The organism is uncultured Sutterella sp., from assembly GCF_937923675.1.
GTDB lineage: Bacteria > Pseudomonadota > Gammaproteobacteria > Burkholderiales > Burkholderiaceae_F > Sutterella.
This window is the reverse complement of record NZ_CALDXB010000040.1, coordinates 1-3457: the sequence shown is the minus strand read 5'-3', so window position 1 is coordinate 3457 and position 3457 is coordinate 1. Positions and strand designations below refer to the sequence as shown.

Annotated in this window: 3 protein-coding genes; all 3 read left to right on the top strand. The window is 50.6% G+C overall.

Annotation, left to right across the window (positions count from 1 at the left end):
- Positions 1-853, top strand: an 853-nt coding sequence (locus Q0106_RS05110; RefSeq protein WP_297609779.1) for a glycosyltransferase family 2 protein, incomplete at its 5' end; no start/stop codon positions are given.
- On the top strand, positions 850-2964 hold the full coding sequence (locus Q0106_RS05105) for a hypothetical protein (RefSeq protein WP_297609777.1): 2115 nt from the start codon (positions 850-852) through the stop codon (positions 2962-2964). The genes Q0106_RS05110 and Q0106_RS05105, both read left to right, overlap by 4 nt.
- 235 nt (positions 2965-3199) lie before the next feature.
- Complete coding sequence (locus tag Q0106_RS05100; protein ID WP_297609775.1) at positions 3200-3442, top strand: hypothetical protein; 243 nt, start codon at positions 3200-3202, stop codon at positions 3440-3442.
- Positions 3443-3457: the final 15 nt, after the last annotated feature.

Genomic DNA, 3457 nt, shown 5'->3' with positions numbered 1-3457 from the left:
GCTGAAAATCAAAAGATTCCAGCTGAAATTAGAAATTAATGTGCGTCAGCCCTGCGGTGCAGTCGTTCGACATGAGCGCCGCCAGGGCAAGGGCAACGTCATGCGCACCATGTTTCGGGAAATCGATGCGGACTGCTATGTTCTCGTGGATGGCGATGATACATATCCGGCAGAAGCCGCACCGGCAATGGTGCGTCGAGTTCTTCGGGATCATGTGGATATGGTGCTTGGAGACCGACTGTCTTCAACTTACTTTACGGAAAATAAGCGCCCCTTCCACAATAGCGGCAACGTTCTTGTCAGACGTCTCATCAACATGCTCTTCCTGCGCGGCAGGAAGCCTGTGCTCGACATCATGACGGGTTATCGGGCATTCAGCCCGCTTTTCATCAAGTCATTCCCTGTGCTTTCGAGGGGGTTTGAAGTTGAGACGGAAATGACCATCCATGCGCTCGACAAGAATCTCGGAATTGAATCTATGCCGATCACGTACCGGGATCGTCCGGAAGGAAGTTTTTCAAAGCTTTCTACCTTCCGCGACGGCATCAAGGTTCTCTGGACGATCTTTCTTCTTTTCAAGGATTACCGTCCGATGCTTTTCTTCTCGATGCTGTCAGGGCTGCTGCTGTTGATCGGACTGGGGTTTCTCTGGCCCGTGCTCGAAGAGTATATGAGAACGGGATTGGTGCCGAGGCTGCCTACATTTATCGCCGCATGCTTCCTTGCGCTCTTTTCATTACTCTCGTTTGTTTGCGGTTTAATTCTCGACACCATTACGAAAAAGGACCGGCAGAACTTTGAAATAGATCTCAACATGCTCTATCAGCTTGGGCTGAGGGAGAGCGGCAAATGAACGTTAACCAAGCTTTCCGGGAAAGAAAGTGGCGCACGCCTTTTGCCCTGGCAATTGCCTTTCTACTCGCTGTTTTATTGGAAGTTTTTGTCTTCAACCACACTTACTGGTTCATGCGGCAGTTGCCGCAGCAGGAAGTTAATCTGCCGCAAGCTGCAGATGGACAGAAAGGGGTGCTGCTCACTGAGGCACAGCCGACTGCATCGCTCTCTCGAGTCAGTCTCAATGCTAATTCCATAGAGATCTGCGCGATGGGAGCTCCAGGAATTCAGAAGTTCGGCATTTATTTCACGGATGCCGTGAATACGCATCAACTGGTGCCTGCCGCCACGGCCGTGCTGAACCCAGGGGGGAGTAGAAACTGCGCGCGTGCCGAGATTGTGCCGAAAGGAAATATTCAGAATTTCGCGATTCGTGCGTTATCTCCCTCCCAGGGCAACATTCTGATTACACGGCTTCTTTTCAACCCGACAAGGCCGTTGGAGATTTCGTGGTTGCGCCTCTGGTTAACCGCTTTTTGTCTGATGGTGATTGCGGCGGCAATATCCATGAACCTTTGGAAAGAAAATTTTGACAGAGTGAACTGGCTCCATCAGGGCCTGTCTCTCTTGGTTCTTCTAGCAGTCATCTCGTTATCTTTTGCTGTGACAAGCTGGGAAGGCAGCGCTCAGGGAGAAAAGAGCTTTATTTTTACCAGCGGTTCAATGCTGCAGCTCTCGCGGGAGGATGGTCAGCTTACGCAGCCTCTTCCGGTTGGAGAGTCTCTCGCGAAAGCTGACATCTATACGCAGCTCTTCAGCGCATTCCATGCCGGCCAGTTCCATCTTCAGCTTGATTCTGATCCTGGACTCCTGAAGCTCAAGAACCCGTACGATGCAAGCGAACGTGCGGCAGCCGGCGTGAATTACTTCTGGGATCACGCCTGGAAAGATGGAAAGTACTATTGCTATTTTGGGCCTGCACCGCTCCTTACGGCTTATTTGCCAGTATGGATGCTTACGGGGGAGCTGCCGTTGCCGGCGCTCGCCGCCGGAATCTTGGCGTTCTGGGCATTGCTGGCACTTTATTGGGCAATGCATGCATTGGTGCGCTTCTTTGATTTAAAGCCCAATTTGCTTCTTTTTCTTCTTGCAGAGGGTGCAGTTCTGACAGGAGGCACATTGACCACGATGCTGCAGGCATCGGTCACTTTTTACTATCTCCCCTATTTGAGCGCATACCTGTGGCTGAGTATTTTTATTGCTTCGCTCTATGCCAGCACCCAGGCGGATACGTCATTGCTGCGGCGCATGCTGCTTGCAGTTGCCGGGCTAAGCGTAGTTCTTATCGTTCTGTCGAGGCCGCTGGTTGTTCTTTTCGCCATGGTTTTTGCGCTTCCGCCGCTATGGAGAGAGGTAAAAGATAAGCAGTCTTCTCTCAGATCACTGGCAGGCGACTTCTGCGTCATCGGGACGCCGGTCATTATTGGCGCCGCGGGGGTGATGTACTACAACTACGCCCGCTTTGGAAATATCCTGGAATTCGGGCAGTATCTGCAGTTCACGGTGACAAACATTCAGGCCAACGAGCAGGTGATGTCTCTAAGGAATTTCGTAGGTATGGTGAATGCCTTCTTCCTCGAGCCATTTGAAACGCTGAGGGAATTTCCCTTCATCGGCTTGGCCAATCCGCCGGCGGACAATGCGGGGAATTATCTCTACAGCGGCCCTCATGCCGGAATGCTTCAGATACCGCTGTTTCTTGGACTCCTGCTGGTCTTCTTTGAGTGCCGAAAAGATGGGGACAAGAAATTACTGTGGCTGGCTGCAGGGGTAGTTGCTGTCTCACTGATTATCAGTTATTTTGCATACAACAATGCTGGTGTACTGATTCGGTACATCTGTGATTCCACCGTGGCTGCTTCTCTGGCAGCTTTCCTTTTGATTATGAAATGGGTCAAGGTAGAGACGCGTGATTCGTCTGGTTTGGCGTTAGGAGGTCTGACCAGTTGGCTGCTGCTTCAGACGACAGCCATTGGCGTATTGCTGACTTTTTCAGATGAAAACAAGATTTTTAATTATCTGAATCCAGATGCGGCAGTGGCGCTCCTGACGTGTTTTACGCCCTGGTGATTTTGATCGTGGTTCCTTGCCAACAATATCAATATAGGAGTTTTTACTCCACATTTGTAATTTTAAGAACGATAAGCAAAACAAAGGCAATTTTTCAAATATAAGGGTTTCTACCCCCCTCCCCTCCCCTCCGGAGGGAATTCTTAGAATCAGCAAAGTGCTTGTGCACGCTGATCCTTTTCCTGCACCCACTCAGGGAAAGGAAGAAACAGATTCTCTCTTGGAGATTTAAAGAATGAATAAGACTTTCAAGGTGGCCCGCTCGCTTACTCGCGGCACAGTCGTGACGAGCGAAAAGGCCTCTTCTTATCAGGGCAAGACAGTGAAGACTGTCGTCGCGGCTGCTGTCGCTGCCGTGATGGCTGGTGTTGCCGGCTCAGCTATTGCCGCTGATGCCACAGAGACGGCGAAGACGACGGTCACGGTTACTGACGCTTCTAAAGGGGACTTCCATAAAATAAATGCCTGTAAATTCTGAAAATTTCAGAGTTTA